Annotated in this window: 22 protein-coding genes, 1 riboswitch and 2 other annotated features; of the genes, 17 read left to right on the forward strand and 5 right to left on the reverse strand. The window is 39.4% G+C overall.

The features are described 5' to 3' along the window. Positions 1 to 61 precede the first annotated feature (61 nt). Entirely contained in the window at positions 62 to 1,495 is a 1,434-nt protein-coding gene (locus J2S77_RS06430) for an aldehyde dehydrogenase family protein (RefSeq protein ID WP_306975724.1), read from the reverse strand. Between the two features lie 73 nt (positions 1,496 to 1,568). Further along, positions 1,569 to 2,219 carry an HD domain-containing protein gene (locus J2S77_RS06435; RefSeq protein WP_306975726.1) on the reverse strand — a complete coding sequence of 217 codons (651 nt, stop codon included), beginning with the start codon at positions 2,217 to 2,219 and terminating at the stop codon, positions 1,569 to 1,571. Positions 2,220 to 2,330: 111 nt separating this feature from the next. Next, positions 2,331 to 2,433: riboswitch (TPP riboswitch) on the forward strand. A gap of 95 nt (positions 2,434 to 2,528) precedes the next feature. Between J2S77_RS06435 and J2S77_RS06440 the strand changes: the two genes are divergently transcribed. From J2S77_RS06440 to J2S77_RS06455, 4 genes are read left to right on the forward strand one after another with little or no spacing between them, the layout of a single operon-like run. Beyond that, positions 2,529 to 3,119 carry a YkoF family thiamine/hydroxymethylpyrimidine-binding protein gene (locus tag J2S77_RS06440; protein ID WP_306975728.1) on the forward strand — a complete coding sequence of 197 codons (591 nt, stop codon included), beginning with the start codon at positions 2,529 to 2,531 and terminating at the stop codon, positions 3,117 to 3,119. Between the two features lie 10 nt (positions 3,120 to 3,129). After that, entirely contained in the window at positions 3,130 to 3,735 is a 606-nt protein-coding gene (locus J2S77_RS06445; protein WP_306975729.1) for an ECF transporter S component, read from the forward strand. After that, positions 3,725 to 5,302: an ABC transporter ATP-binding protein gene (locus tag J2S77_RS06450; RefSeq protein ID WP_306976009.1), complete on the forward strand. Its 1,578-nt coding sequence runs from the start codon at positions 3,725 to 3,727 to the stop codon at positions 5,300 to 5,302. The genes J2S77_RS06445 and J2S77_RS06450 overlap by 11 nt, the downstream gene beginning before the upstream one ends. Continuing rightward, entirely contained in the window at positions 5,286 to 6,068 is a 783-nt protein-coding gene (locus J2S77_RS06455) for an energy-coupling factor transporter transmembrane component T family protein (protein WP_306975731.1), read from the forward strand. Before J2S77_RS06450 ends, J2S77_RS06455 begins: the two co-directional genes overlap by 17 nt. 726 nt (positions 6,069 to 6,794) lie before the next feature. On the opposite strand, the gene J2S77_RS06460 is transcribed toward J2S77_RS06455, so the two are convergent. After that, positions 6,795 to 8,564 (reverse strand): glycerophosphodiester phosphodiesterase family protein, encoded by a 1,770-nt coding sequence (locus J2S77_RS06460; RefSeq protein ID WP_306975733.1) that lies wholly within the window; start codon positions 8,562 to 8,564, stop codon positions 6,795 to 6,797. A 162-nt stretch (positions 8,565 to 8,726) separates the two neighbouring features. Further along, positions 8,727 to 8,979 (forward strand) — a binding site (T-box leader). Between the two features lie 42 nt (positions 8,980 to 9,021). Further along, positions 9,022 to 9,302: a binding site (T-box leader), on the forward strand. A gap of 57 nt (positions 9,303 to 9,359) precedes the next feature. Between J2S77_RS06460 and trpE the strand changes: the two genes are divergently transcribed. The 13 genes from trpE to J2S77_RS06525 all read left to right on the forward strand — a co-directional run bounded on the left by trpE (position 9,360) and on the right by J2S77_RS06525 (position 21,082). Then, positions 9,360 to 10,733, forward strand: a complete 1,374-nt coding sequence (gene trpE / locus J2S77_RS06465) for an anthranilate synthase component I (RefSeq protein WP_306975734.1) — start codon at positions 9,360 to 9,362, stop codon at positions 10,731 to 10,733. Beyond that, on the forward strand, positions 10,734 to 11,342 hold the full coding sequence (locus J2S77_RS06470; protein WP_306975736.1) for an anthranilate synthase component II: 609 nt from the start codon (positions 10,734 to 10,736) through the stop codon (positions 11,340 to 11,342). It abuts the gene before it with no gap. Continuing rightward, on the forward strand, positions 11,317 to 12,342 hold the full coding sequence (trpD, locus tag J2S77_RS06475; RefSeq protein WP_306975739.1) for an anthranilate phosphoribosyltransferase: 1,026 nt from the start codon (positions 11,317 to 11,319) through the stop codon (positions 12,340 to 12,342). The genes J2S77_RS06470 and trpD overlap by 26 nt, the downstream gene beginning before the upstream one ends. Next, positions 12,342 to 13,139 (forward strand): indole-3-glycerol phosphate synthase TrpC, encoded by a 798-nt coding sequence (gene trpC / locus J2S77_RS06480; protein WP_306975741.1) that lies wholly within the window; start codon positions 12,342 to 12,344, stop codon positions 13,137 to 13,139. The genes trpD and trpC overlap by 1 nt, the downstream gene beginning before the upstream one ends. Next, positions 13,136 to 13,747, forward strand: coding sequence for a phosphoribosylanthranilate isomerase (locus J2S77_RS06485; protein ID WP_306975743.1), 612 nt, complete (start codon positions 13,136 to 13,138; stop codon positions 13,745 to 13,747). Before trpC ends, J2S77_RS06485 begins: the two co-directional genes overlap by 4 nt. Positions 13,748 to 13,749: 2 nt before the next feature. Continuing rightward, entirely contained in the window at positions 13,750 to 14,934 is a 1,185-nt protein-coding gene (gene trpB, locus J2S77_RS06490) for a tryptophan synthase subunit beta (protein WP_306975744.1), read from the forward strand. A gap of 10 nt (positions 14,935 to 14,944) precedes the next feature. Continuing rightward, positions 14,945 to 15,739: a tryptophan synthase subunit alpha gene (gene trpA, locus J2S77_RS06495; protein WP_306975746.1), complete on the forward strand. Its 795-nt coding sequence runs from the start codon at positions 14,945 to 14,947 to the stop codon at positions 15,737 to 15,739. Positions 15,740 to 15,755: 16 nt separating this feature from the next. Beyond that, the gene (locus J2S77_RS06500) at positions 15,756 to 16,499 is read left to right on the forward strand and encodes a sulfite exporter TauE/SafE family protein (RefSeq protein WP_306975748.1); all 744 of its coding nucleotides are present in this window, start codon (positions 15,756 to 15,758) and stop codon (positions 16,497 to 16,499) included. A gap of 145 nt (positions 16,500 to 16,644) precedes the next feature. Continuing rightward, entirely contained in the window at positions 16,645 to 17,595 is a 951-nt protein-coding gene (locus J2S77_RS06505; protein WP_306975749.1) for an ABC transporter permease, read from the forward strand. Further along, positions 17,588 to 18,532, forward strand: coding sequence for an iron chelate uptake ABC transporter family permease subunit (locus J2S77_RS06510; protein ID WP_306975752.1), 945 nt, complete (start codon positions 17,588 to 17,590; stop codon positions 18,530 to 18,532). The genes J2S77_RS06505 and J2S77_RS06510 overlap by 8 nt, the downstream gene beginning before the upstream one ends. Beyond that, positions 18,529 to 19,287, forward strand: a complete 759-nt coding sequence (locus J2S77_RS06515) for an iron ABC transporter ATP-binding protein (RefSeq protein WP_306975754.1) — start codon at positions 18,529 to 18,531, stop codon at positions 19,285 to 19,287. The genes J2S77_RS06510 and J2S77_RS06515 overlap by 4 nt, the downstream gene beginning before the upstream one ends. Before the next feature lie 29 nt (positions 19,288 to 19,316). Continuing rightward, positions 19,317 to 20,249 carry a siderophore ABC transporter substrate-binding protein gene (locus tag J2S77_RS06520; protein WP_306975756.1) on the forward strand — a complete coding sequence of 311 codons (933 nt, stop codon included), beginning with the start codon at positions 19,317 to 19,319 and terminating at the stop codon, positions 20,247 to 20,249. Positions 20,250 to 20,266: 17 nt separating this feature from the next. Then, entirely contained in the window at positions 20,267 to 21,082 is an 816-nt protein-coding gene (locus J2S77_RS06525; RefSeq protein WP_306975758.1) for a MerR family transcriptional regulator, read from the forward strand. 262 nt (positions 21,083 to 21,344) lie between these two features. Here the strand turns inward: J2S77_RS06525 and J2S77_RS06530 are convergent, their stop codons facing one another. Further along, positions 21,345 to 21,578, reverse strand: a complete 234-nt coding sequence (locus tag J2S77_RS06530; RefSeq protein ID WP_306975760.1) for a hypothetical protein — start codon at positions 21,576 to 21,578, stop codon at positions 21,345 to 21,347. A 158-nt stretch (positions 21,579 to 21,736) separates the two neighbouring features. Next, complete coding sequence (locus tag J2S77_RS06535; RefSeq protein WP_306975761.1) at positions 21,737 to 23,047, reverse strand: alpha/beta hydrolase; 1,311 nt, start codon at positions 23,045 to 23,047, stop codon at positions 21,737 to 21,739. Between the last annotated feature and the right edge of the window lie 7 nt (positions 23,048 to 23,054).

The raw sequence follows: 23,054 nt of genomic DNA on the forward strand, positions 1-23,054 counted from the left end.
AATTAATATGGTACAAAAAATGCCCACCAGTTAATAAACTGATGGGCACTCATTCACCATTTTAAAATGTATAATTTAAACTTATCATTTTCCGATTCACCATTTCATGAATGGCGTATTTGACACCTTCGTAACCATAGCCTGATTGTTTTCGACCACCATATGGCATATGGTCAAAACGTAAAGTCGGTACATCATTCACTAACACCTGACCAACTTCTAAACCGTGAGCCATATCGATCGCTTGCTTCATATCATTACTAAATAGACCAGCACTTAAGCCGTATTGACTGTTATTCATCGCTTTTAACGCCTCATCGCCACTTGCTACACGATTAATGATGACAACTGGTCCAAAGGCTTCTTCTTTCATGATCTTCGCGCCCTCTGGCACATTTGTTAAGACGGTCGGAGCAATCCCATCATCCTTGGCTTCTCCACCTGTTAACACTTTTGCACCTTGCTGTTTTGCGTCTTCAATCCATTCTAACAAGCGCTGTTGTGATGGTTTATCAATTAAATTACAGATATCCGTTTCTTCATCAAGTGGATCGCCAAATGTAAGTTGTTCTGCTCCCTTAATAAATTGATCTGTAAAGGTGTCAGCGATATCTTCGTGAACATAAATTCGTTGAGTACTAATACAGACCTGTCCGTTATAGGCATAGGATCCATGTACCGCTTTTGACACGATATCATCTAAGCGATCATTCATGCTTTTATCAACATAAAGCGCTGAGTTATTCCCGAGTTCAAGGGTAACCTTCTTAAGGCCAGCATTCGATTTAATTTCACGACCGACTGGCGGGCTACCTGTGAATGTAATCTTTTGAACAGCGTCACTTTTAAGTAAGACATCTCCTAAGACTTTCCCTTCACCTGGTACGACATGATAAGCATCTTCAGGTAACCCTGCTTGTACCAACGCTTCACGTAATAAGATCGCTGATAGAGGTGTTTTTTCAGCTGGTTTTACAATGACTGTATTACCAGAGGCAATCGCTGGTCCGACTTTATGAACGACTAAATTAAGTGGGAAATTAAATGGTGTGATCGCACCAATAACGCCTATCGGTTCAAAAAGCGTGTACGCATCACGACCTGCTCCGTTTGGCGCTGCATCCATGGGAATCGATTCGCCTTCTAATTTTCGTGCTTCAATTGAAGAGAATTTCAACGTCTGCACAGTCCGATCTACTTCTGATAAAGCATATTTAATCGGTTTTGCCGCTTCTTGAGCAATCGTTTCAGCGACCATTTGTTTATTGTCATGTAAAATTTCGCTGGCTCGATTTAAGATATCACTACGTTCATGAGCAGGCATGTTCTTAATCGTTTCGAATGCACCGTCTGCTTGTTTAATAGCATTCTCCATTTGCTCTTCTTTACAAATAGGCATTCGAGCTATTTCTTCCTTCGTATGCGGATTGACTAACGCTTGGGATTCAGTTGTGTTATTAGCTAACTGATCGAGATAAGGTTGATATTGCAACATATATGTCATCACCTTTCTTTTATAATGATGTTCTATAATACTATTCCACATTTAAACCACAACGTAACACGATTTACGCTTTTCCATCCCATTCAGCATAGAATTGTTCTAGATAAGTTTCCATGAACTGATGCCGTTTTTCTGCCATACGATAGCCTTCAGCTGTGTTCATCTTTTCTTTTAAGGTTAATAATTTTTCATAAAAATGGTTGATCGCCGTATTGGTTTCATTGCGATATTCATCGGCTGTCATATTAGCGCGTGGCGATGCGTCGGGTTGATGGATGAGATGGCCTTTAGACCCTGCATATGTAAAGCTTCTTGCGATTCCTATGGCGCCGATTGCATCTAATCGGTCCGCATCTTGTACAACCTCTGCTTCACGACTTGGTAAAGTCTTGTAACCATGCTTGAACGATATCGTATCGATGATGGCGAAAATATCATCAATTTGTTGATATGAAATATGTTGGTCTTTCAACCAAGTCAATAATTCTACTCGGCTACTTTCCACATCGTGCGTCACTTTATCATCAATTACATCATGCAATAATGCGGCCATTTCCACAATCCATTGATCAACAGCTTCCGTATCAGCAATCTGCTTAGCATTGTTGACAACACGATAGATATGCCACCAGTCATGTCCAGATCCTTCTGTTTCTAATTTAGTTTGTACAAATTGTTCCGTTTCTTGAATTATGTTCTGTCGCCTATCATTCATCCCAATACACTCCTTATTAAACTGACATCGACAAATTCTAGCAACCTTAAACGTTTACAATTATGTGTTCATTTATTATGATGAAAGTATAACAAAACTGCATACGTGATGAACATGCACTAGGGGAGCTATGTCAAATGGCTGAGAAGGTTGGACCTGACCCTCAAGACCCGAACTAGGTAATACTAGCGTGGGGAAGTGCAGTGAAGCTTAATCTACCATAAGTGTAATGAGACAATAGCTGAACTGCATTCCCACGGGATGCAGTTTTTTTGTTATATCAAACACTTTATAAGGAGGCGATTCGCCATGACGAATCAACAGTGTAACACAAGTCGTATTGCAGGAGTTCAATTCACGCTTTATCCAATGAGTGACAACTTTGTCGATATTATTTTATCCGCTCTGGACGAGGTCGACCAATCAAAAGTATGGAAAGAAACAGATGACGTCACAACCTGTGTGCGGGGTAAAATCGTGCACATTTTTGATGTGACCAAAGCCATCTTTTTACACGCTGCTAAAACAGGTGAACATGTGGCCATGACAGGCACTTATTCTATCGGGTGCCCTGGGGATAACGAAGCAGATGTCTATATGGCAGAATCAGATGCACCAGCTAATGCGCCTCAATTAGCCAATGCTCCACAACGTGCTGGTTGTAAGTTCGCGATTCATCCGCTTGGACGGGAAGACTATATGGACAAAATCTATGAACAAATTGATCTGTCCAAAGCACGTGGTGTCGATGTCAGTGCTGCGCATTATATGACGCGTCTTGATGGTGATGTGCAAGCTATTTTTGATGCCATGGAAGATGCTTTCGAGGCTGTCCAACAAGAAGTATCACACACAACGATGACCTTTACTATTTCGGCAAATAGCCCATCAAATCAATAGGAGGATTGTTATGACTAAACAATGGAAACTGAAAGAAATTGTTTTGCTGTCGATATTAGGGGTCGTATTTGCGGTAATCTATCTATTAGCCTTTGGAATCGGCCAAGGGCTTGTTGGCGCTCTTACACCTTTTGGCATTGGGCCACTAGGTTATGAATTCATCTATGGGATCTGGTTTATTGTTTCGATCATTGCTGCATATATCATTCGAAAACCTGGCGCAGCTTTTATATCTGAATTAATCGCAGGGGTTGTCCAAGTCTTAATCGGTAGTCCAGCTGGCCCACAACTGATAATCAGTGCAGCTGTTCAAGGACTTGGCGCCGAAAGTGCATTTGCTGTGACGAAATGGCAAGATTATCGGAAGCGAGTGTTAATATTAGCTGCTGTATTAACCGCAATCATTAGCTTCGCTTGGCATTTCTATTCATCTGGTTTCTTTGCATATGAAGCGTGGTTAGTTGGCGTTATGCTGATCACACGCATTATAAGTAGCATACTGATCATGGCTCTACTCGGTAAGTGGATTAGCGATCAATTGGCGAAAACAGGTGTTCTACGTGGCTATGCGTTAGGAAAGGAGCATCAACAAAACCGTGACCAAGATGCAGCGTAATTCATTATTATCGGTTCATGATTACTCGTTCGACTTCGAAACATTAAACGATCCATTACTAAATAATCTCAATTTCACTTTGTATGAAGGTGAAACAACGCTTTTAATCGGTCCAAGTGGGTCAGGCAAGTCCAGTCTGTCCCTCTGTTTAAATGGATTATACCCTGATGCAGTTGAAGGTGTCGCATCAGGGGAAATTCGTTTCCAAGACCAACCTGTTCATGATTTCGAAAAGGGTCAGGTTAACCAACAAATTGGGATTGTCTTCCAAGATCCAGACAGTCAATTTTGTATGATAACGGTTGAAGATGAACTTGCCTTTACCCTTGAAAATATTCAGACCCCTCGCGAAGAGATGGAAGCGCGAATTGATGAGATGTTAAATACGATTGGCATGGATGACTATAAGTACGAAGCGATTCATACCCTTTCAGGTGGTCAAAAACAAAAAATCGCCCTAGCTTCTGTACTGTTACTAGAACCAGACGTCCTCATTCTCGATGAACCGACAGCTAACTTAGACCCGATGAGTCAACTTGAATTCATTCAACTGATTGAACGATTACAATCAGCTATGGATCTAACGATTCTTTTAATCGAACATCAAGCTGACGACTGGCTCTATTTGATCGACCGTGTTCTAGTATTAAGTCGACAAGGTGAACTAATGGAAGATGGTGAAGTCGAATCTATTCTCCAAACGAAGCAACAGCAATTAATCGACCACGGTATTTTCATCCCAAAACAATATCTTGACTCACCACCCAATCCAAAACCGACGATTCATACAAACAACACAGAGCCATGTTTTACTATGGAAAGCATCTCTTTTTCCAGAAAGAATAAACAAATCTTAAAAAATATTAATCTAACGCTGAAAAAAGGTGAAATGACAGCAATCGTTGGTGAAAATGGTGCAGGTAAGTCCACCTTGTTACAATTAATGGCAAGGCTCTTACAACCAGAAGCAGGCACCATGACTTTCTTAAACAAGCCTCTCGCCAAGTGGAAAGAACAGTCGTTACGTCAGCATATGGGATTTGTCTTTCAAAATCCCGAACATCAATTTATTACAGATACCACCTACGATGAAATCGCCTTTAGCATGACACTAAACGGGTATGATGCTGAAACAATCGACACAAGAACTAGAGAATTACTAAACCATTTTCACTTAATTAATGAAAAATCGCAGAATCCATTCGCCCTAAGTGGTGGCCAAAAACGTCGGCTTAGTGTTGCGACTATGTTAGATGAAACTCCTGATCTACTACTGTTTGACGAGCCTACATTTGGCCAGGATGCCCAAACGACTCATGAATTAATGGAGATCATGACAGAAATTCAGCAACAAGGTACAACGATTGTATTCGTTACTCATGATATGGATTTAGTTGATCAGTATTGTGATACGGTTTATGTTCTTAATGAACAGTCAATACAATTTCACGGGCGACCAGCAAAGCTATGGGAGCATGATGAGTTATTAGACCAGGCAAGATTAAGAAAACCATTTCGATTAGAAATGCGTGAGAAAGTTGGTGTTGCCCATGATCTCAGCCATTAACCCCACTGTTAAAGCAATTGCGGTGTTGATCCCTGGTATTCTACTAGGTCTGACATTTGATGTATTCACACCGCTTGTTTATTTACTATTTATTATCAGTGTGACGTTTTTATTATCGGACTTATCGTTTAAACGATGGATTAAATTTTTCGTTCCGTTCTTCTTATTTATCGCATCGTTTTCTTGGGCACGTTTACTATACACTAGTGAGACATTCCAAGATGGTTCCGTGCTGTTCTCATTTTGGGCTTTTGAAGTCACAACGGGTGGTCTTCTTGTTGCGGTTAGTTTGGCATTAAGGTCGCTATGCTTTATTGCCTTGTCACTACTATTTATTATGACAACAGACTCCACTAAGTTTATGCTAAGCTTAATGCAACAATTGCGACTGTCACCGAAAATTACGTATGGTGTATTAGCGGGTTACCGTTTCTTACCGACCTTCAAACATGAACTTGAAGTTTTAAGGCAGGCTCATCGGGTTCGTGGAGTTGGTCGGGCGAAAGGAATTCGAGGCCGCATTAGACAATTTAAACGCTACAGCATTCCCCTACTCGCAAATTCAATTCGTAAAGCTGAGCGCGTTGCTAACGCCATGGAATCGAAAGGGTTTACAGGTGAGCACGATCGAACTCATTATCACCAGATGACCGTCACCAAACGAGATTGGCGTTTTCTCGGGATGATGGTTGGTGCCCTATTCTTAGCATTTGTTGCGTCATATTATTTCGGGTATTTAAATATTTTCGGTTATCAAGTAAACTAAAGAAAATATAATAGTAAACTATGAGATACAAGGTAAGTGATTTAAAACTTTTCCGATACTAGGAAGATTTATACCGTCTTATATGCCTCAAAAAATAATTCAGGTCATATTCTTAGGAATATGACCTGTACATAATTTGATTAAATAAAAGTGAAACTGCGTAAAACGTCCACATTAACATGATAAGAAAATGGATAATAAAGGAATGATTGATATGTTGAATAGGATAGCATTTTTTAGTATATATGCTCTTTTTGTTCCGATCATGATGGTTACGGAATTTCTTTCTTTCGAGTATTATACGCCAGATTCAAAACGATGGATCATTTTATTTTTTATTTATTTTTACTTGTCTGCCCCCATTTTTATAGTAGGAGAAAAACTCAATGCGTTTAGTCCCAGTGGTCTATCTAAATATAAAAAAATTATTTTTTCTTTATTAATTGTTTGGCTCGTTGGTTTAATTCCATTCGCTTACATTATTATGCCAAATGTAATTGAATATGATTTATAGATTGGCATTTACATTCTCCTTCAGTTTATTAGAAGTTAACCCTATTCACCCAGCAAGCGAACATTCATATATGGAATCACAATCTTCCTAAGTACCTCTTGGAAATCTACTTACCATTATTACGTGTTCGGTGAAATATTAAAGATCATAAAAAATCAGGCTGCCGAAAAAATCTCGACAACCTGAATCTGGTCCGCAACCAGCTTTTATTTTTATCGTCTAATTTCAATCATTCGTAAAACCACATCAGGTGTTTTCGTGATAATCCCATCCACATCGTATTGTAAGACTTGGTTCGCTGTCCGGTCGATATTCGTTGACCATACCCAAATGCCATAACCATTGCTTTTGAGCTCATTCACTAGATCATCCGACAACATGGTTTGATGAACCGTATAAAAGTCCACATCTAAACGAGATAAGTCCCCGACAGCTGTGAATAATATTTGCCCAATCTCAATCTCTTCGTTTTGTTGTCTAACAGCTTTCAAAAACTGACTATTAAACGATTGAACATACATATCATTAATCACTTCTTTTTCCTCAAGCAAATCAGATAAGCTTCGTGCCAATGCTTCCTCATTTTCATCTGGTTTAACATCTAACAGTAATTTAACCCCTGCGTCTTGAGTCACTTCGATGACACGATCTAATCGCGGAATCGCTTCTCCAGCATATTCTTCAGAAAATGACGATCCAATGTCATGGACACTCAACTCATCATACGTTAAGTCACTGACACGTCCAGGTACTCCAGCAGTGCGTAATAAGTTCTTATCATGGTGTAAGACTAATACATCATCTTGGGTCAGTTGAACGTCCACTTCAACCACATTCAAACCTTGTTCAATTGCGGACTCAACAGCACTCATCGAATTCTCAGGTGCATTTGTCGCATCCCCGCGGTGAGCGGCAACTTCGACATTCCAATCTAAATAAACCAAATTACCACTAATTGTTTGGTTATAAGTAAATACACCTGTGACATACAAGATAAACAAGAAGACAATCAAAATTCGTTTCTGTTTAAAAAAGGAATAGGCTTTTCTTTCCCCTACAGCCAAACGAATACTTCGAGTCAAATCGAGATCATCAGTCACCTCTTGTTCTTTTTCACGTTTATATTGATAGAACAAGCGGGTCAACATAATCACGTTGACTGGGATCAAAATGAGTGTCGACAAGGTGGCAATAATACTTGTAATCGTAACCAAATAGTGTTCGATCAAGTCACCAACAATCGTCCCTGTCATCACGTTAGGAATGAGTGAAATCAGATATAAAATCAACGTGCTAAGCAAGAAAATCATGACGTTAATCGAGAGAACGCTAATTAAAATCGATTTCTGATGACGCTTGGTTAACTGCATACTTCGTTTAATCGCATGGCGTACATTACTTTTTTCAATCACAATAAAATGAATCACAAAAATCCAGCGTAATATAATATAAAGCACGAACATTAATACGGCAAAATAAACAGCTAATGATACATATGACAACGATAGGTGACCGGAATACAAAATCGACATATTAAGATCATACACAATTTCATTAATGGGTGTCCTAATGAATGGCGCCAGTAATAACAACACTAGTATTAGCGGTAGCACACTAATACTTAATAACTTCCTTGACCGGGATAGTCCAGTTAAAAACGCATTGGCAACCGTAATAGGCTTTTTAAAGTATTGCTTTTGGGCAATGACAATAAAGACTGCAAATTGAATGAATAATAAGATGAAAACAATTAGAGCAACTAGAATTAAAATACTTATACCACTGTAACTAAGCGCAACAGAATACACTTCATTATTAATCAGTGTAGGAGCATCAATATACATGAGGATCCGATTGAAAATAATCGAAGCCACGGGAACGAAAATGAAGCTCGTCAGTAACATATAGACAATCGCAAATGCCAAATGTTGTGGGTATGTTGTTTTAAAATCATCTAAGCTGCGTTTAAACAAGCGAAACATATTACCCTCCACCTCGAATTATTAATACGTGACACTTCCCTATTATAGCTTATGCTAAACGATTACGTCTGCAAACACAATTAAGATCCTATAACATAATTTTAAAATTGTATGTTGACATTATAATATCTATCAATTATGATGTTAATCAAATCTTAAAACGGATTGGCAAAGATGAAGAGAAGTAGTTCAGCCTGTCACTTCAGAGAGCTAGTGGTCGCTGTGAACTAGTGTGAACGCCTGAATGAATGGACTTCTGAGCCTCCAACCGAACGCTTAATAATAGTTAATAAGGTTGGCGAACGTCTCGTCGTTACAAGAGACACGTATTCAAGCCAAATGCTTCGATACGATTTAAGTGGACTGCTTCGTCAGCAGTCAACCAAGGTGGCACCACGGGTATTCCGTCCTTTTCTATAAGGATGGAATACCTTTTTTTATGATTAAATGACTATAAAATAAATCGTTGAGTAAGAGGAGTAGGCGATTCGGATTCATAACAGAGAGCTAGTGGTGGTGAGATACTAGCATGACACGATTCGTTGAATGGACTTACGAGAGGTTCTCTGAACTATAGTATGGGAACCCGGCATTCCACCGTTAACCGGATAGGGTATCGGAAGGATTTGTATTCCCCCCTTTTTACAAACAATAATCCTTCCCGTACCCGAAATGAAGTGGAACAAGTGTTAATCACGAGTTCAATAGAGGTGGCACCGCGAGCCGATCGTCCTCTGCATACAGCTGAAGTATGCAGGGGATTTTTTTATACCAAAATTAGGAGGTTAATAACCCATGCGATATCATCACGACACAATAGAAGGCGATCAACATACACCCATTTCAATATATTCTAATTTAACAGGGCGTCGAAAATTTCTTTTAGAAAGTTCTTTGAAACATGAAGACAATGGCCGTTATTCGTTTATTGGAGCGAATCCATTCTATGAATTTATAGCATACGGTAACCAAATAACAGAAACAAATTTAATCACTCAACAATCAACAACAACAAGGCAAGATCCGTTAATCGCCTTAAATGCATTAATCGATGAGCATGTCACAGTTGATATCGATATTCCTTTTTTTGCAGGAGGGGTTGGTTATCTGGCTTATGATTTAGCGAAGCAATTTGAATCAATCGGAGGCACTCAACATGATGATGTGAACATGCCTGATGTCCATCTCATGTTCTATGAAAAAGTGGTGGTTTATGATCATTTATTACAAGATATCCATTGCTTCATCTTTGATCGTTGGATTACTGAAGAGTCAATCGACTTCGATACCGAGGCAAACCGCCTATTGCATGATATTCAAACAGGACAGCCAGAAGTTGAAACTGACTTTACATTAGGTGAGTTCCAATCCAACTTTTCTCAAGCTAAATATAAACAGTACGTAGATTTGATTAAAGAGAAGATTAAAGCAGGTGATGTGTTTCAGACAGTGTTATCGCAAAGATTGACAGCGACATGTTCAGGTGACGCCTTTCAGTTCTATCGACAACTTCGTAAACAAAATCCATCGCCTTATATGTATTATATCGATTTTGTAGATTATCAAGTGATTGGCGCATCTCCTGAAAGTCTCGTCAAAGTACAAGACAGAACCGTTACGACAAATCCAATCGCCGGAACGAGAAAAAGAGGTCAAAATACTGATGAAGACCAGGCGCTTGCAGATGAATTACTCACAGACGAAAAGGAGATTGCTGAACATCAAATGCTAGTCGATTTAGGCCGTCACGATATTGGTCGAATCGCAAAACCTGGCACCATTAAACTAACTAAATACATGGTGATTGAACGCTATCGTTTTGTTATGCATATTGTTTCCGAAGTAAGTGGGCAAATGAATCCTGACATATCATCCCTTGAAGCATTAAAGGCGACTTTACCTGCTGGAACAGTAAGTGGTGCACCGAAGATTAGAGCCATGCAATTATTAAATGAATTAGAACCAACTAAACGTGGTGCCTATTCAGGCGCTGTTGGTTATTTGAACATTAACGGTAACTTAGATTTCGCGCTAACGATTCGAACGATGATTATTAAGGACGGTCTAGCACATGTGCAAGCAGGTGCAGGAGTCGTACATGACTCTGATCCAGAAAGTGAATATCAAGAAACGTTAAATAAAGCTAAAGCGCTTATGGAGGTGTTATAAGTGATTCTGCTCATCGATCATGACGATTCATTTACGTATAACTTATATCAATATCTAGAAGAACTCGGCGTAACTGTTGTTGTAAAACGGCATAACAACATTGATATCACAACAATCAACGAAATGAACCCAACAGCAATCGTCCTATCACCCGGTCCAGGGAAACCTGAAGATTACCCGAATACAAGCGAGATTGTTAATGAATTTTATCAGTCGATGCCGATCTTAGGCGTCTGTCTTGGTCATCAAATCATCGCCGCTACATTCGGAGCTGAAGTCAAGAAAGCCGATACTGTCATGCACGGGAAGAAATCGCTAATTCTTCATAAAGGACATGGTCTATTCAGTTACTTAAGTCAGCCCTTACAAGTCATGCGTTACCATTCACTCGTCGTTGACGAAAAGACCGTCCCTCCCATTTTTAAACGTCAAGCAATATCAATGGATGACAGTGAATTAATGGCGATCACGCATGACAACTACCCACTGTTTGGGATCCAGTTCCATCCCGAATCGATTGGAACAGCAGAAGGCAAACAAGTCTTAGATCGTTTTCTGAATCATACACGAAAGGAGAATCTTCATGGAACAACTTCAGAAATTAATTAATGGTGAAAAACTAACCCAAACCGAAATGACATCAGTCGCTTATCAACTATTTGACGAACAGACCTCAGAGAGTGAAATCGCCTCTGTCTTAACCGCCTTAAAAGTTCGGGGCGAATCTGTTGAAGAAATTACAGCGATTGTTGAAGTTCTTCGTGACAAAGCCATGCCGATTCAAAAACATTTGGCAGATGTCACGGATAATTGTGGTACAGGTGGTGATGGCGCACACACATTTAATATCAGTACGACGTCAGCCTTCGTATTAGCTGGTGCTGGGGTGAAAGTTGCCAAACACGGCAACCGTAGCGTCTCAAGCCGTACTGGAAGCGCAGATGTATTAGAAGAACTTGGAGTTGCGCTCGATTTTACAAGTGATGAAGTCGAGCATTTAATCGAGACAAATGGAATCGCCTTTTTATTTGCACCTCATGTACATCACCAATTGAAACGTATTATGCAGGTCCGCAAAGCATTAAATGTACCGACCATTTTTAATTTAATTGGTCCCTTAACAAATCCAGTTGCCTTAGATACACAATTCCTAGGCGTTTACCGTCGCGATATGTTAATGCAAATGGCAGCTGTCCTACAACGTCTAGGAAGAAAACGTAGCGTCGTCGTTAATGGAGCTGGTCACACTGATGAAGCAACGCTTGCAGGTGAAAATCATTTTGTTTTATTAGATGATGGCGAACTCATCCCGTTCACCTTAAGCCCTGAGGACGTCGGTTTAAATAGCTATTCAAATGAAACCATTATCGGCGGTGATGCGAAAGATAATGCACGTATATTGCTAGACGTGTTAAATGGTGAGCGCGGCCCTTATTTCGAAACCACCTTATTCAATGCTGGCATCGGATTGTTTGCCGCGAACAAAACAAACTCAATCCGCGAAGGGGTCGACCTTGCCCGAGAAGCAATCGACTCAGGTAAAGCTTTAGCTAAACTTAATCACCTCACCCATTTCAGTGAGCAGCGTAAACGAAAGGGGATCTCATAATGGATACATTTCTCGACCGGATTTTAGATAAAAAAAGTGAAGAAATTCAACTACTTTATGAACAGGACGCTTTAATTAACCAACCATTACCAGTCTCAACTAAACCGTCATTATATGAAACATTTAAACAGGACGATCAGTTATCTATTATTGCAGAAATCAAACGGGCCTCACCATCGAAAGGTGATATCAACTTAGGAATCGAGCCACCTGAACAAGCACAATTATATGAAGCATCAGGTGCTTCGGCGATTTCCGTCTTAACAGATGAACCTTACTTTAAAGGATCAATCGAGGATTTGAACCAAGTCCAATCAAAGGTGAACTTACCTGTTTTATGTAAAGATTTCATTCTCGATCCCATTCAATTAAAACGGGCCAAACAAACAGGAGCGAGCGTTGTCTTATTAATTGCAGCAGCCCTATCACCTGAACGATTACAGTATTTATACGATGAAGCGATTAACCTTGGATTAGAAGTACTCCTTGAAGTACACAATTCAGCAGAATTAAACCTAGCTTTAGCAACAGGGGCTAGCATCATTGGTATTAACAACCGCGATCTCACGACATTCCAAGTTGATTTAAACACAACTGAAACACTGATTAACCAAATCGATGATCCAGACATTGTCGTTATTAGCGAAAGTGGCTTTAAAACGTCTGATGATGCCAAACAAGTTGCTGACATGGGTGTAGATGGCATCTTGGTCGGGGAGTCCTTTATGAAAAGCGATAACGTCTCAGAAGCACTTAAAGAGATGCGTGTTCCAACAACAAGGAGGGTTCAATCATGACTGGAGTGAAAATTTGTGGTATTCGTCAAACAAGTCATGCGGAAATAGCAGCAACGTCGGGAGCCGACATGATTGGGTTCGTCTTTGCTGAGAGCAAACGAAAAGTGTCGGTTGAGCAAGCCAAGCATATTGCTTCAACTTTGCCTGGATCTATCCAAAAAGTAGGCGTCTTTGTTAATGCATCGAAAGACACTTTAGAACAAACAGCTCATGAAGTGGGCTTAGATTATGTGCAATTACACGGGGATGAATCACCAGAGTTTTGTGAGCAATTGAATGTTCCTTATATTAAATCGTTTCGGATTAACACAGTGGCAGATTTAGAGAAAACCAAAAATTATGTTGGGGCAAGCTATTTACTGCTCGATAGTGCAAGTGGTCCTTATCAAGGCGGGAATGGCACGACTTTCGATTGGAGTGTTTTAGACAATCTACCATTCGACAGAAACCAACTGATTCTCGCAGGAGGATTGAACACGCGTAATATTAATCAAGCGATTGAACAAACGACACCAGCAATCGTAGATGTCTCTAGTGGTGTCGAGGAAGATGGTCAAAAAAGTAATCAATTAATCAAAGATTTTATTAAACTTGTAAAGGAGAGCTAACCATGGAACAAACTCAACAATCAAATGGTATGTACGGTCCATATGGTGGCCGCTTCATCCCTGAAACATTAATGGGCGCTGTACAAGAATTAGAAGCGTCATACGAGGAAGCGATACAAGATGAAGCTTTTCAAGCGCGATTACAGCAATTACTCAAACAATATGTTGGTCGTGAGAACCCTCTTTATTTTGCGGCTAATCTAACAGAAGAAATTGGTGGCGCTAGAATCTATTTAAAACGTGAAGACCTGAATCATACTGGCGCTCATAAAATTAATAACACCATTGGTCAAGCACTACTCACCGAACGAATGGGTAAACGTAAAGTCGTAGCTGAAACAGGCGCTGGTCAACATGGTGTCGCGACAGCTACCGTTTGCGCATTACTTAATTTAGACTGCGTAATCTTCATGGGTGCGGAAGATATGAAACGTCAGAAATTGAACGTCTTTCGTATGGAATTGCTTGGTGCAAAAGTCGAAGCAGTCGAACAAGGAAGTGCAACGCTTAAAGACGCTGTTAATGAAGCACTTCGTTATTGGGTAAGCAACGTCGACGATACTCATTACATTATGGGGTCTGTCCTTGGTCCTCATCCTTTTCCTAAAATGGTTCGTGACTTTCAAAGTGTGATTGGGCGTGAAACAAAACAACAGCACCTAGACGCAGAAGGTCAATTACCTGATGCCGTCGTCGCTTGTGTAGGTGGCGGAAGTAATGCGATGGGGATGTTCTATCCATTCATCGATGATCACGTCGCATTATACGGAATTGAAGCTGCGGGTGAAGGTGTTGAAACTGATCACCACGCAGCCACTTTAACAAAAGGTTCACCAGGAATTCTGCATGGGGCTATGATGTATTTATTACAAGATGAAGCAGGACAGATTCTAGAAGCAAGTTCTATTTCAGCAGGACTCGATTACCCTGGCGTTGGACCCGAACACAGCTATTTAAAAGATACAGATCGTGTTCACTATCTTGCTGTCACAGATGATGATGCACTTGAAGCGTTTCAGTTATTATCACGTACCGAAGGGATAATTCCAGCGTTAGAAAGTTCGCATGCGGTTGCTGAAGCGGTTAAGATTGCCAAGACAATGAGCCCAGATGAGTCACTTGTTATTTGTTTATCTGGACGTGGCGACAAAGACGTCGAAGCTGTGCAAGAACATTTACAAAGTTAGGAGGCCAATCATGGAAACAATCACGCACGGTAAACAATATATGCAAGTCGTCTTTAATCAAACGCTTGAACAAAACGAAAAAATCTTTGTTCCCTACATCATGGGTGGTGATGGAGGGATTGAATCACTTATTCCTACATTACAGCAGCTCGACCAAGCTGGTGCTACTGCCATTGAAATCGGTATTCCTTTTTCAGACCCAGTAGCTGATGGCCCGACCATTCAAGAAGCTGGTAAACGCGCTCGTGAAACAGGGGTGACTTTACAACAGATCCTTGATAAACTGGCAGAGGAACGCCAATCAATTAAAGCGCCGATTATTGTCATGACCTATCTAAATCCGATATTTCAATTTGGTGTAGATCGCTTTATGGAAGTTGCTCAATCAGCAGGAATTGATGGACTAATTATTCCCGATTTACCACTCGAACACGAAAGTTTTATTCGACAAGCAAAAGAAAAGTACGGCTTAGCCCTAATCCAACTTGTTTCATTAACAAGTTCCAAAGAACGGATTAAACAAATTGCTCAAGCGTCAGAAGGTTTCTTATATGCTGTGACGGTTAATGGAATTACAGGAGCTCGTCAAACATTTGCGGATGATTTAGCAACACATTTCGAATTACTTCAAACATATAGTGATGTCCCTGTATTGGCTGGTTTCGGCATATCGACACCAGACCATGTTCAGTCCATGACAGAAGTGGCTGACGGTGTGGTTGTTGGAAGCCAGATTATTCAAAGCTTAAAGGCTAATGACTTCGACCATATCCACGCTTTAATTAATGCAAAAGACAATCAATAGAAAGATGTGACATCCCATGTTAGAGATCATCATCCTCTTTTTCGTCGGTATGAGTGCAACTGTCTTAGGAACACTTGCCGGCGGAGGAGGTTTAATCAGCTTACCAGCAATGCTTGCACTAGGTATTCCCGTCCATTCAGCAATTGGAGCCAATAAAGTAACCAACTCAATCAGTTCGTTCATAATCTTCTTCATGGTACTGCGTCACCGTGGTGTAACACTGAATGAAGGATTAAAAATCGTACCCATTAGTTTAGCGGGCGGTATAACCGGGGGCTATGTGGCGTCTATTATTCCGCCTGATCTGATGTATAAGATTGCAATTGGTCTATTAATCTTTGCCTTTTTATTTTCATTTATTAGCAAAGCGTCATTTGATGGCACTAATACATTTCGTTTTAAAACACGTGGAACACCGCTCTTATATGGGATCGGAATATATGACGGCGTGTTTGGGCCAGGTCAAGGCACATTAATGCTTTATGTCTTCTCCTACCTTCGTATTGCTTATTACCGTGCGGTTGGCCTTATGCGTGCAGCCACCTTTGCTAGTTGCTTTGGTGCTGCGATCAGTTATATTGCCTCAGGCCATGTGATCTGGTCCCTCACATTCACCTTAATATGTGGTTCATTAATCGGGGCTCAAATCGGTGTGCGCCTAGCTGGTAAACTTAATCCTAACCACATTAAACCGCTCTTACGTATCGTAACAGCAATCCTAATTATTTATGTCTTAATCGATAATGTCTGGTTAACATAAATCCATATCCCCACCATTTTCCAAAAATAATTGAAAATAATTCTCAATTTCTGTTGACTCTCCACCCACTGGAGAGTTTATTATTTAATATAGATTGATAATCATTATCAATTAAACGAGAATGTCATTAGAAAGTTTGTGTCCTATGAAACAACGCTACTTACTCATTGTACTAGTCGTGTTATCCGTTCTTTCAGTCTTTATCGGCGTAACAAGTCTAAACATTAGTGATATCACGAGCCTAACAGATCAACAGCAGCAAATTCTTTGGCAGAGCCGAATCCCTCGGCTGATCAGTATTATTATTGCTGGAGCTACAATGGCTGTAGGCGGATTAATTATGCAACAACTGAGTCGAAACAAATTTGTATCACCTACTACTGCAGGCACCATGGATTCTGCACGGCTTGGTATTCTCGTCTCACTCTTAGTATTCACATCAGCTAGCCCAATGCTACAGGCACTGACAGCAATGGTATTCGCCGTTCTTGGCACAATGGTTTTTATGAAAATACTCGATAAAATTAAATTTAAAGATGCTATTTTCATTCCACTTGTCGGGATTATGTTCGGTAATATCATCGGCTCTATTACGATGTTTTTCGCCTATCAACATGATTTAATTCAAAGCATGTCTTCTTGGTTACAAGGCGATTTCTCAATGATTTTAGCGGGTCGTTATGAATTGCTGTACATAAGCATCCCGCTCCTAGCAGTGGCTTACGGTTACGCGAATAAATTTACGATTGCTGGAATGGGTGAAGATTTCTCAACGAACTTAGGCTTGAATCATAAACAAGTTGTTAATATTGGTCTAATTATTGTAGCGGTATCAACATCTGTTGTCGTCCTAACTGTCGGGCTCATTCCATTTTTAGGACTCATTATTCCAAATATCGTGTCTATTTATCATGGGGATCATTTACGTAAAAACTTACCCCATACAGCCATACTCGGTGCCTTGTTCGTTCTAGCTTGTGACATTCTCGGTCGCGTCATCATTTATCCATACGAAATCCCAATCGGCTTGACTGTTGGTGTGATTGGCAGCGGTACATTCATCTATTTATTGTTAAGGAGAAAGGCATATGCATAACCGAACGAAACTTGTCATTCTCAGTATTCTCTCACTCGGGTTAATCGCGATATTCCTTTTCTCAAACTTAGATGGGCATTGGGATTATGTACTACCTAGAAGGGCGATGAAAATTTTCGCCATCGTTTTAACAGGGAGTGCCATTGCTTTTTCAACAGTCATTTTCCAAACAGTCACGAATAATCGCATTTTAACACCAAGTATTATTGGGTTAGACTCACTCTATTTACTAATTCAAACTGGTCTCATCTTCCTGTTTGGCTCAACTCATTCACTTATGAATCAATACGTTAACTTTTTCATTTCAGTTGGATTCATGATTGTTTTTGCTTTACTGCTCTATCACTTTTTATTTAAGCGTGAAGGTGAAAACATTTATTTTCTATTATTAGTTGGGTTGATTTTCGGGACATTTTTCAATAGTTTATCAGAATTTATGCAAGTATTAATCGACCCAAATGAGTTCCAAGTCGTACAAGATCAAATGTTTGCTAGTTTTAACAATGTGAACACAGATTTGTTTTATATTGCGCTTGCAGGTATGGCTGTTACAACTCTCTACTTCTTGAAGTTTGCAAAGTTTTTAGATGTCTTATCACTTGGCAAAGATCAAGCAATTAATCTTGGCCTTAATTACGATTATATTGTGAAGCAAATCTTTATTATTGTAGCAATCTTAGTCTCCATAGCCACCGTACTTGTTGGTCCGATTACGTTTTTAGGTCTATTAGTTGCTAATGTCGCTTACGAGTTCTTAAAAACCTATCGGCATCGTGTACTGATTTTAGGTGCGATTTTGGTTAGTATCATTGCTTTAGTCGGCGGACAATTAATTGTCGAACGTGTCTTCACATTTTCAACAACAATCTCAGTCATTATCAACTTCGCTGGCGGTGTGTATTTTATTTATCTTTTATTAAGGGAGAGTCGAGCATGATTGAAGTAAAAGAGCTATCAAAAACATATGGTGACAAACCTGTTGTAAACAATGTCTCGGTCAATATCCAAAAAGGGAAAATCACTTCTTTCATTGGACCTAATGGGGCTGGTAAAAGCACCCTATTATCAGCCGTTAGCCGACTGATTAAATATGACATCGGCAATATTGATATCGATCAGCAATCAATCAGTCAGTGGAAAAACCGGGAATTATCCAAGAAGATGGCGATTTTAAAACAGGCAAATAACATTACTGTTCGATTAACCGTCCGCGAGCTTGTCTCATTTGGTCGTTTCCCCTATTCTCAAGGCAATCTAACACCAGAGGATATCGACCACATCGACGAGGCCATCGCCTTTATGGAATTAGAAAACCTAGAGAACCAATATCTAGATGAGCTAAGTGGCGGGCAGAAGCAACGAGCTCACATCGCAATGGTTATTGCTCAGGATACGGATTATATCTTACTCGATGAACCGTTAAACAATTTAGATATGAAGCATGCCGTTCAGATTATGAAAGTTTTACGCCGACTTGTTGATGAACTTGGGAAAACAGTCGTCATTGTGATTCATGATATAAATTTCGCTTCGTTTTATTCAGACTATATCGTCGCGCTAAAAGAAGGTGAAATTATTAACCAAGGACCAGTCGATGACATTATTGAAGAATCTTCACTTAAAGAAATATACGATATGGATATTCCAATCAAGCAACTCGATCGTTGTAAAGTATGTGTGTACTTCGGATAACTAATTAAAAAATTATATGAGGTGATTAAATGAAACGTATAGTATTATGGTTTACATTAGGAGTTGTCGCATTATTTTTAGCAGCTTGCGGTTCAGCTGATGCTGAGGAAGGAAATAATAGTAGTGAAACCGTAACGATTGAACATGAATTAGGAACAGCAGAAGTAGAAAAAAATCCTGAAAACGTCGTCGTCTTCGATTTCGGAATGCTAGATATGCTTGATGCTTTCGAGCTACCTGTTCAAGGTGTTCCGCAAGATAGTTTACCAGATTACCTATCTGATTACGGTAGTGAAGATTACGAGAATGCAGGTGGGTTAAAAGAACCTGATTTCGAAGCGGTTAATGCAATGGACCCTGACTTGATTATCATCTCTGGTCGTCAACAAGATCTATATGAGGATTTTGCTGAGATTGCACCAACCGTTTACGTTGAAACAGATTCAGAGAATTATGTTGATTCCATTACCCATAACGCTAATATTATAGGTGACGTCTTTGGCGTTCAAGATCAAGTGGATAATCGTATAAGTGATATAGAAGATCAAGTCGCTGAGGTACATGATATCGCATCAAATAGTGATGAAACCGGGTTAATTACTTTAGCAACTGGCGGTAAAGTTAGCGCTTATGGCTCAGGTTCCCGCTTCGGTATGATTCATGATACATTGAGTGTTAAACCTGTCGATGATTCAATCGAAACATCTACCCACGGACAAAACATTTCTTTTGAATATATCGTTGAACAGGATCCTGATCATCTCTTTGTGATTGACCGTGATAAAGTCGTTAACGGCGAAGCAGCAGCAAAAGAAACGATTGAAAATGACCTAATTAAAGGAACAACCGCTTATGAAGAAGACCAAATTCACTATCTTGACCCGCAATATTGGTACTTAGCCGATGGTGGATTACAAGCAGTTGAAAACATGATTGAAGAAGTCCATAACGCATTGCAATAACAATTGAGGTGGCAAGTATGAAAGATCGCTTTACTATTGGCGAAATCGCTAAACTACACAATCTATCAGTTAAAACACTTCGTTATTATGATGAAATCGGCTTATTCAAACCAGCCGAAATTGATCCGAATAACAATTATCGCTACTACTCAACAGAGCAATTTGAACATTTAAACACGATTAATTATTTGCGCAGTTTAGGTGTACCTTTAAAAGATATCAAAAAGCAATTCGAGGAACGTCATTCAGACGATTTCCTCGAATTGTTAAAACGCCACCAAGAAGAAATAGCTCAAAGAATTTCAGAATTGCAACAAATTCATAAACGTGTCAATAACCGAATTAATGAGATTGATCTAGCAAAACAGTCTAACTACATTCATCAGCCATTTATAAGACATTATGAAGATCAACATATATTACAGTTAAATCACGACATTCAATCCCAGACAGATCTTGAGCTATCATTACGGAAAATTGAAAATACATCTCACTTAACACCATCTATCTTCATTGGATCTGTTGGTGTCACTCTTCCAATTGACCGAATTAAACAAATGAAATACAATGCTTATAATTCAGTTTTCCTTGTTATTGATGATAATCAAATAACAAACGATCTTAAAACGAAATTACCAGCTGGTAGATACGTCTGTCTATACTGTCAAGACGCACGTATTCATTCGCCAACCTATTACGAATGGCTGTTTCAGTATATTGAGAAACATCAATTAACTATTACTGGTGATGCCATTGAACGAACAATTATTGATCAGTATATGACAAATAATCCAGAAGAATATTTATCCGAAATTCAAATACCTATTCTTTAATAATCAATAAAAATGACATTCTAAACCTAAAAGAAACTAAGACAAAAGTTAATCATACAAAGTAAAACTCGAACGATTTAATTGAAAAATTAATCGTTCGAGTTTTCTGCTTAAATGACGCTCCAGCAAAACACTTCGATTGCCGCGGGCGTCTACGTGTTTTGATTCCGCTTTATTACTGCTTACCTATAACTGTTTCAAACAGTCGTCCTTTGTATAGCTAACTATTCTTTTGTCTCATCCTCTTGAATTTAACTAGCAACTAATAAAATATTCTTTGTTTTCGTTTTTGTCTTGATAATAACCAATAACCAAGTAAAGCTATCAAAACACCTACTTGCCACAGAGCACGTTCAGAGTCTTCCAATAAAATATATGTAACATAATTCATTAGTGATGACCAATCATTTGTGATCGACTCGACCACAACAAACAATAATCCCGCTACAACCGAAAGGATGCCAACAACCATCATGACTTTTGCAAAACCTTTCAACACGATTCCCCCATCAATGGATTGTTTATCTCAAAACGTATTCTCTAAATTATCAGACTTCTAAATCATTGTAGCATAATATAAAGATATTAACAGAAAATATTATCAATTCGTTTTAAATTTTTTAAAACGAATTCTTTTTGAATAAGATTAGCGGGTTAAGAGTTATCATTTTGAGATAAGTTTTGTATATACTGTTCAATGGCCGTAAGTAATTCGTCAGCTAGCGGTTGTTCTGGATCTTGATAATTTAATGTATCTTCTACGCTATCGGATTGCTTAAGCACGTGGTCCATTCCTTCTACCATAACTAATTCAGCTTGATTATTTGCTTCTGCTAGTTGCTCCGCATCTTCTTCAAACACTTGGCGATCATGAGTACCTTGAATAATCAATGATGGAATATTCATTTGAGTCATCAATTCAGCTGGATCATATGACATCCATGACATTAGAAACGGTTGAATCGTTGGTCGAAAGATACTGTAAAGTTCACTACTGATCTCTTCTTCCTCTACTAACTCACCTTCTCTTAGTTGATTTAAAATGCTCTGAGCCTCTTCTTCAAATTCTTGAGGTAACTGACTTGATAATTGATCATTTAAGACATCATCAATCGTACGACCAGCACCCGCTAAAGAAACAAAGCCATCTACTTGGGTTTGCAATGCAGCTAATTGACCAACAAGCGCTCCTTGGCTATGACCAATTATAATGACTTGCTCATAATCTTCATTTAAACGTTCCACCCATGCCACCGCATCTTCCGACATGCGTTCAAGGGTCATTTCTTCTTCTGGAATCGTCGCTTCTTGATTCTCCCCCACACCTCGCTTACTATAACGCAAACTAGCTGTGCCTTGTTCAGCTAAAGATTCAGCCAATAATTTTAATGTATCTGATTCTGTTCCAGCACTATTTCCATCACGATTTACTGGACCAGAGCCTGGAATCAGTAAAGCGACCCGGTCTGTCTGTTCACTATTAGGTTGTAATAATTCACCTTTTAAGTCACCAATATCTGATGAAATTGTTAACCAATTAATATCATCACTCGCTTGTTCAGGTTCAGTCTCAAGCTCACCACGTTCTAACTCGAAATCAAATGTATGTCCCTGCTGACTAAATTCTCCTGTCAATGTATCATCATGAGGTAAATCACTCACAAATTCCACAAATTGGCCAGGGATATCCATTTTAAAACGAACTTGTTCCTCTTCAAGCTCCAGCTCAGATAGCGGGTATTGATCAATACCTTGCGCAGGAATATCAATAAAACCAACTATCTCTTCATTTTCGTCATCTTCTTCAAACGTTAGTTGTATTTCCAATGGCATATTAGGCACTTCAATCGCTCCATGCCATTGTCCCAATAATTCATCAAGCGTCCGCTCTTCAGTTACTTGCTCTTCTTCACTTGTACACCCAATTAATACAATAATTAAAGCTAACCATATCCACTTCCGCATGGGTGCT

The sequence above is a fragment of the Alkalibacillus salilacus genome, from assembly GCF_030812915.1.
Lineage (GTDB): Bacteria > Bacillota > Bacilli > Bacillales > Alkalibacillaceae > Alkalibacillus > Alkalibacillus salilacus.